Origin of the sequence: Streptomyces sp. NPDC059906, assembly GCF_042730645.1 — a bacterium.
GTDB lineage: Bacteria > Actinomycetota > Actinomycetes > Streptomycetales > Streptomycetaceae > Streptomyces > Streptomyces rubrogriseus.
Window position 1 is genome coordinate 21980 of sequence record NZ_JBHWKU010000056.1, and the last position, 7201, is coordinate 29180.

At 73.4% G+C, this 7201-nt stretch carries 4 protein-coding genes; all 4 read left to right on the plus strand.

The annotated features are described in order from the left end of the window. Positions 1-23 precede the first annotated feature (23 nt). The 4 genes from sucB to ACFV9J_RS39635 all read left to right on the plus strand — a co-directional run bounded on the left by sucB (position 24) and on the right by ACFV9J_RS39635 (position 6734). A complete protein-coding gene (gene sucB / locus ACFV9J_RS39620; RefSeq protein ID WP_385362951.1) occupies positions 24-1796 on the plus strand; it encodes a 2-oxoglutarate dehydrogenase, E2 component, dihydrolipoamide succinyltransferase in 1773 nt (590 codons plus the stop codon). Between the two features lie 212 nt (positions 1797-2008). Further along, a complete protein-coding gene (locus ACFV9J_RS39625) occupies positions 2009-2632 on the plus strand; it encodes a GntR family transcriptional regulator (RefSeq protein ID WP_003976633.1) in 624 nt (207 codons plus the stop codon). A 348-nt stretch (positions 2633-2980) separates the two neighbouring features. After that, positions 2981-5680, plus strand: a complete 2700-nt coding sequence (gene aceE, locus ACFV9J_RS39630) for a pyruvate dehydrogenase (acetyl-transferring), homodimeric type (protein ID WP_385362953.1) — start codon at positions 2981-2983, stop codon at positions 5678-5680. Between the two features lie 70 nt (positions 5681-5750). Continuing rightward, positions 5751-6734 carry a helix-turn-helix transcriptional regulator gene (locus ACFV9J_RS39635; protein ID WP_385362955.1) on the plus strand — a complete coding sequence of 328 codons (984 nt, stop codon included), beginning with the start codon at positions 5751-5753 and terminating at the stop codon, positions 6732-6734. Positions 6735-7201: the final 467 nt, after the last annotated feature.

Consider the following 7201-nt stretch of genomic DNA (forward strand, 5'->3'; position numbering starts at 1 on the left):
TTTCGTAAGGAGCAACCGAAACCATGGCGGTTTCCGTAACCCTTCCGGCGCTCGGCGAGAGCGTCACCGAGGGCACCGTCACCCGCTGGCTGAAGGCCGAGGGTGAGCGCGTCGAGGCCGACGAGCCGTTGCTCGAGGTCTCGACCGACAAGGTCGACACCGAGATCCCGGCCCCCGCCTCGGGCGTCCTGTCCTCCATCAAGGTCGCCGAGGACGAGACCGTCGAGGTCGGCGCCGAGCTGGCGCTGATCGACGACGGCAGCGGCGCCCCGGCCGCCGAGCAGGCCCCGCAGGCCGAGCAGGCCGCCGAGCCCGCTCCCGAGCCCGCCGCTGCCGCCCCCTCCACCGAGCAGGCCGCCCCGGCGCCCGCTCCCACCGCCGACGCCGCCGCCGGTGGCTCCGCCGAGGGCACGGACGTGGTCCTGCCCGCGCTCGGCGAGTCCGTCACCGAGGGCACCGTCACCCGCTGGCTGAAGTCGGTCGGTGACAGCGTCGAGGAGGACGAGCCGCTGCTCGAGGTCTCGACCGACAAGGTCGACACCGAGATCCCCGCCCCCGCCTCCGGCACCCTGCTGGAGATCGTGGTCGGCGAGGACGAGACGGCCGAGGTCGGCGCCAAGCTCGCCGTCATCGGTGCGGCGGGTGCCGCCCCGGCGGCTGCCCCCGCCCAGGAGGCCCCGGCGGCCCCGGCGGCCCCGGCCCAGCCCGAGCCCACCCCGGCGCCGGCTCCGGCCGCTCCGGCTCCCGCGCAGGCCGCTCCGGCTCCGGCCGCCCCGGCCCCCGCCCCGCAGGCGCCGGCTCCGGCCCCGCAACCCGCCGCCCCGGCGCCCGCGCCGGCTGCCCCGGCCGCCGCCCAGCCGGTGGACGACGGCGCCTACGTCACCCCGCTGGTGCGCAAGCTCGCCGCCGAGAACGGCGTCGACCTGTCCACCGTGAAGGGCACCGGCGTCGGCGGCCGCATCCGCAAGCAGGACGTCGTCGCCGCCGCCGAGGCGGCGAAGGCCGCCGCTCCGGCTCCGGCCGCCGCCCCCGCCGCGCCCGCTGCGAAGAAGGCCCCCGTCCTGGAGGCCTCCCCGCTGCGCGGCCAGACCGTCAAGATGCCGCGCATCCGCAAGGTCATCGGCGACAACATGGTCAAGGCGCTGCACGAGCAGGCCCAGCTGTCGTCGGTCGTCGAGGTCGACGTCACCCGGCTGATGAAGCTGCGCGCCCGTGCCAAGGACGCGTTCGCGGCGCGCGAGGGCGTCAAGCTCTCCCCGATGCCGTTCTTCGTCAAGGCCGCGGCCCAGGCCCTCAAGGCCCACGCCCCGGTCAACGCCAAGATCAACGAGGCCGAGGGGACCATCACCTACTTCGACACCGAGAACATCGGTATCGCGGTGGACTCCGAGAAGGGCCTGATGACCCCGGTCATCAAGAACGCCGGTGACCTGAACCTGGCCGGCATCGCCAAGGCGACCGCCGACCTGGCGGGCAAGGTGCGGGCCAGCAAGATCAGCCCGGACGAGCTGGCCGGTGCGACCTTCACCATCAGCAACACCGGTTCGCGCGGCGCGCTGTTCGACACGATCATCGTGCCGCCGGGCCAGGTCGCCATCCTCGGCATCGGTGCCACGGTCAAGCGTCCGGCGGTCATCGAGACGGAGGACGGCCCGGTCATCGGCGTCCGCGACATGACGTACCTGACCCTGTCCTACGACCACCGTCTGGTGGACGGCGCCGACGCCGCCCGCTACCTGACGGCGGTCAAGGCGATCCTGGAGGCGGGCGAGTTCGAGGTCGAGCTCGGCCTGTAGTCACCCTCGCCAGTGGGCCTGTACGGTGCCCCCGCCCGGACGTTCCCGGGCGGGGGCATCGCCGTGTTTCGACCGGGGCACGCTGTGTAAGTCTCGTCTCACCTGCGTCAAAGCGCCCCCGTGCGCCCTTCCCGCCCCCCGGGACGGCCGTATTGTTTCTCAACGTCAGTCCCCCCAGGGGGCCGAAGGGGCCCTCTCCCGAAGGAGCTCTCATGACCGCGCCCGTCGTCCACTCGCTGCGCGAACAGATCCGCGAGCACATCCTGGAAGGGATCATCAGCGGGCGCTGGCAGCCGGGCGAGCGGATCGTGGAGCGGCGGATCGCGACCGAGCTGGAGGTCAGCCAGACGCCGGTGCGGGAGGCACTGCGGGAGCTGGAGTCGCTGCGGCTGATCGAGTCGGCGCCGAACAAGGGCGTGCGGGTGCGGAACCTGACCGCCGCCGACCTGGAGGAGAGCTACCCCGTCCGGGCCGGTCTGGAGGCCATCGCGGCCGAGCTGGCGGCGGACCGGCTGGCCCTGGACTGCTCGGCCCTGGAGCCGCACGTCGCCGCGCTGTACGAGGCCGACCGGGTCTCCGACGGCACCGGCCAGGTGCGGCACACGGTGGGCTTCCACCGGGAGCTGGTGCGGGCGGCGGGCAACTCGGTGCTGCTGCACACGTGGGAGGGGCTGGGGATCGAGGTGTTCACGGCGCTGTCGATACGGTGGCTGGGGACGGTGCAGCAGTCGTACGCGGAGGAGCACGAGGAGCTGGTCGCGGCCTTCCGCCGCCGGGACCCCCGCATCCCGGAGATCGTCAAGTCCCACGTCCTGGGCTGCGCCCCGCGCCCCTAGTCTTCTTCGCCCCCGCCGCCCCTTCCCGCCCCGTCCCTGGGGGCTCCGCCCCCAGACCCCCGTTCGCGCAGTTCCCCGCGCCCCTCATGGCTCATCCGCGCCCACCCCCTCTCACCTGCACAAACCGTCAACTTCAAGGTCACCCCGTGCCACCGCCGGAGGCACCGCGTGCCGACTTTCTCGTGATCAAGAGGTTTTGCCCCCCAACCCTTTGATCGATCATCGATCAGCGAGTTACAGTCACAGACGGGCTTCCACCCAAGCCCCAGCCCTGTCCTGCCAAAGACCTAGGGCACCCCCGAACCCTTGCCGATGAGGGAACCCCCTTCGACTGAGGAAGGCGGCGACATGACGACCGACCCCAAAGCCATCCAGCCGAGCGAGCTCGACCAGCTCCCGGACCGCGACCCCGAGGAGACCGCCGAGTGGCAGGCCTCCCTGGACGCCGTCACCCAGGCGGCCGGGCCGCACCGTGCCGCGTACCTGATGCGCCGCACGCTGGAGCGCGCCGAGGGCGCGGGCCTGGCGCTGCCGAAGCTGCTGGAGACCGACTACGTCAACTCCATCCCGACCGCCGACGAGCCCACCGTGGACGGCGACGAGGCGATGGAGCAGCGGATCACCGCCTGGAACCGCTGGAACGCGGCGGCGATGGTGACCCGCGGCAGCAAGTACGGCGTCGGCGGCCACATCGCCACCTTCGCCTCCGCGGCCTGGCTCTACGAGACCGGCTTCAACCACTTCTTCAAGGGCAAGGAGGGTGACGGCTCCGGCGACCAGCTCTACGTCCAGGGCCACGCCTCCCCCGGCATCTACGCCCGCGCCTTCCTCGACGGCCGCCTGACCGAGGAGCAGCTGGACAACTTCCGCCGCGAGGCCGGCGGCAACGGCCTGCCGTCCTACCCGCACCCGCGCCGACTGCCCTGGCTGTGGGAGTTCCCCACCGTCTCCATGGGCCTCGGCCCGATCTCGGCGATCTACCAGGCACGGTTCAACCGCTACCTGACCAGCCGCGGCATCAAGGACCTGACGAACTCCCACGTGTGGGCGTTCCTCGGCGACGGCGAGATGGACGAGCCGGAGTCCACCACCGCGCTCACCCTCGCCTCCCGCGAGGGCCTGGACAACCTGACCTTCGTCATCAACTGCAACCTGCAGCGCCTCGACGGTCCGGTCCGCGCCAACTTCAAGATCGTGCAGGAGCTGGAGGCCCAGTTCCGCGGCGCCGGCTGGAACGTCATCAAGAGCCTGTGGGGCACCGCCTGGGACGAACTCTTCCAGCTGGACACCACCGGCGCGCTCGTACGCCGCCTGCGCGAGGTACCGGACGCCCAGGTCCAGACGTACCAGACCCGCGACGCCGCCTACATCCGCGAGGACTTCTTCAACAAGGACCCGCAGCTCGCCGAGATGGCGAAGCTCCTGTCCGACGACAAGATCCTCGACTGCTTCCACTTCTCCCGCGGCGGTCACGAGTCCCGCAAGGTGTACGCCGCCTACCGCGCCGCGCTCGCCCACAAGGGCGCGCCCACCGTGATCCTGGCCCAGACGGTCAAGGGCCACACCCTCGGCACCGGCTTCGCGTCGAAGAACGCCAACCACCAGATGAAGAAGCTCTCGGTGGACGAGTTCAAGGACATGCGCGACCTGCTCGGCCTGCCGATCGCGGACAGCGCCTTCGTCGACGGCGTGGTCCCCTACGGCCACCCCGGCGCCGACTCCCCCGAGGTGCGCTACCTCCAGGAGCGCCGCGCCGCCCTCGGCGGTCCGGCCCCGGCCCGCCGCGTCCACCCGCTCGCGCCACTGCCCGCCCCCGCCGACAAGGCGTTCGCGTCCTTCGACAAGGGCTCCGGCTCGCAGAACGTCGCGACGACCATGGCCTTCGTCCGCCTGGTCAAGGACCTGGTCCGGGACAAGGAGACCGGCAAGCGCTGGGTGCCGATCGTCCCCGACGAGGCCCGCACCTTCGGCATGGAGAGCCTCTTCCCGTCCCTGGGCATCTACTCGCCCAAGGGCCAGACGTACGAGCCGGTCGACCGCGACCAGCTGATGTACTACAAGGAAGCCAAGAACGGCCAGATCCTCAACGAGGGCATCACCGAGGCCGGCTCGATGGCCGACTTCATCGCCGCGTCCACCGCGTACGCGACGCACGGCGAGGCGATGATCCCGTTCTACATCTTCTACTCGATGTTCGGCTGGCAGCGCACGGCCGACCAGATGTGGCAGCTCGGCGACCAGCTCGGCCGCGGCTTCCTGGTGGGCGCCACCGCGGGCCGCACCACCCTCACCGGTGAGGGCCTCCAGCACGCGGACGGCCACTCCCCCGCCATCGCGGCGACCAACCCCGCCGCCCTCTCCTACGACCCGGCGTTCGCGTACGAGATCGCGGCGATCGTCAAGGACGGTCTGCGCCGCATGTACGGCGAGGCGGCCCCGGGCGAGGACCCGAACGTCTTCTACTACCTGACGGTCTACAACGAGCCGATGCCGCAGCCGGCCAAGCCGTCCGGTGTGGACGAGGGCATCGTCAAGGGCCTGTACCGCTTCAACACGGCGGAGACGGCGGGCCTGACCCCGGCCGCGAACGCCCCGCGCATCCAGCTGCTCGGCTCCGGCACGGCGATCCACTGGACGCTCAAGGCGCAGCGGCTGCTCGCCGAGGAGTGGGGCGTGGCCGCCGACGTGTGGTCCGCGACCTCCTGGACGGAGCTGCGCCGGGACGCCATGGACGCCGACGCGGCGCTGCTGCGCGGCGAGGAGCGGGTGCCGTACGTCCGCCGGGCGCTCCAGGGCGCCGAGGGCCCGGTGCTCGCGGTCTCCGACTACATGCGCCAGGTCCCGGACCAGATCGCGCAGTGGGTCGAGCAGGACTACTCGTCGCTCGGTGCCGACGGCTTCGGCCTGTCGGACACCCGGGACGCCGCCCGCCGCCACTTCGGCGTGGACGCCGAGTCCATCGTGGTCGCGGCCCTGGCCCAGCTCGCCCGGCGCGGCGAGGTCAAGGCGACGGCCGTGAAGGAGGCGCGCGAGCGCTACGGCCTGTAGAGGCGAGTCACGACGAACGGAAGGCCCCCGCCCCGGCGGGGGCCTTCCGCGCCTCCTGCATCATGTGGGAATGCGCGCTGCCCGCCTCATCAAGATGGTGCTGCTCCTCCAGTCCCGCCCGACCATGACCGCCGCCGAGCTGGCCCGGGAGCTGGAGGTGTCGGAGCGGACCGTGACACGGGACGCGCAGGCGCTGTCGGAGGCGGGCGTGCCAGTGTACGCGGAGCGCGGCCGGGCCGGCGGCTACCGCCTCGTCGGCGGCTACCGCACCCGCCTGACCGGGCTCGCCCGGGGCGAGGCGGAGGCGCTGTTCCTGTCCGGAGTCCCCGGGGCGCTGCGCGAGATGGGCCTGGAGGACGCGGCGTCGGCGGCTCGCCTGAAGGTGTCGGCGGCCCTGCTCCCCTCCCTGCGGGACGCCTCCCGTACGGCGGCCCAGCGCTTCCACCTGGACGCGCCGAACTGGTTCCGCGAGCCGGAGACGCCCGAGCTGCTGCCCGCGGTGGCGGACGCGGTCTGGGACGACCGGCGCGTCGCCGCGCGCTACCGGCGCGGGACGGACGAGGTCGTCCGGGAGCTGGAGCCGTACGGCCTCGTGCTGAAGGCCGGGGTCTGGTACCTGTGCGCGCGGGTCGCCGGGACCGCGGGCGACGGACCCTTCCGCGTGTACCGCATCGACCGGTTCACGGCGGTGGAGGCGGGCGAGGAACGTTTCGTCCGGGACGACGGCTTCGACCTGCCCGCGTTCTGGGCCGAGCGGGCCGAGCAGTTCGCGCGGTCGATCCTGCGGGCCGAGGTCGTGGTGCGGCTGTCGGAGCGGGGGGTGCGCGGGCTGCCGTACGCGGTCGATGCGCTCGCGGCCCGGGAGGCGCTGAGCGCCGCGGGCGCGCCGGACGCGGACGGCTGGGTGACGGTGGGGCTGCCGGTGGAGTCGGAGGAGGTCGCGCATGCGCAGCTCAGGGGGCTGGGGGCGGAGGTGGAGGTACTGGCGCCGGCGGCGCTGCGGGAGCGGTTCGCGCGGGATGCGCGGCGGTTGGCGGGGTTGTACGGGGGGTGAGCGCGGGTGCCGCGGGCCGGCGTGGTCCGGTTGACCGGGGCTGTGGGTCACGCGGCCCGGCGTCACCGGGGCGCCCGTCGTGGGTGCGGGCGCAGGGGGACGCGGCCCGGCGTTGCGGGGTGCCCGGCGTAGGTGCGGGCGCGAGGGGGACGCGGCCCGGCGTAGCGGGGTGCCGCTGCGCCCACCCGTGCCGCCCCAGCGGCACGACTGCCCGCAGCTATGGCGGCGGGGGGGGGAGCGGCGGCGGCCCGCAGCTGGGGGGACGGGCGGTCAGCCGCGTACGGCGAGGAGGGGGCGGGTCGGGGGGTGTCCGCCCGCAGTGGTTGGCGCGTCAACGCCCCGAGCCTCCGTAGCCGACCGATTTCGCGCCGTTCCGAGGACGGACACCCCCCGGCGCGAGGGGGGGGCCCCCCCCCCCCCACCCCCCCCCCCCCCGCCCCCCCCCCCCCCCCCCCCCCCCCCCCCCC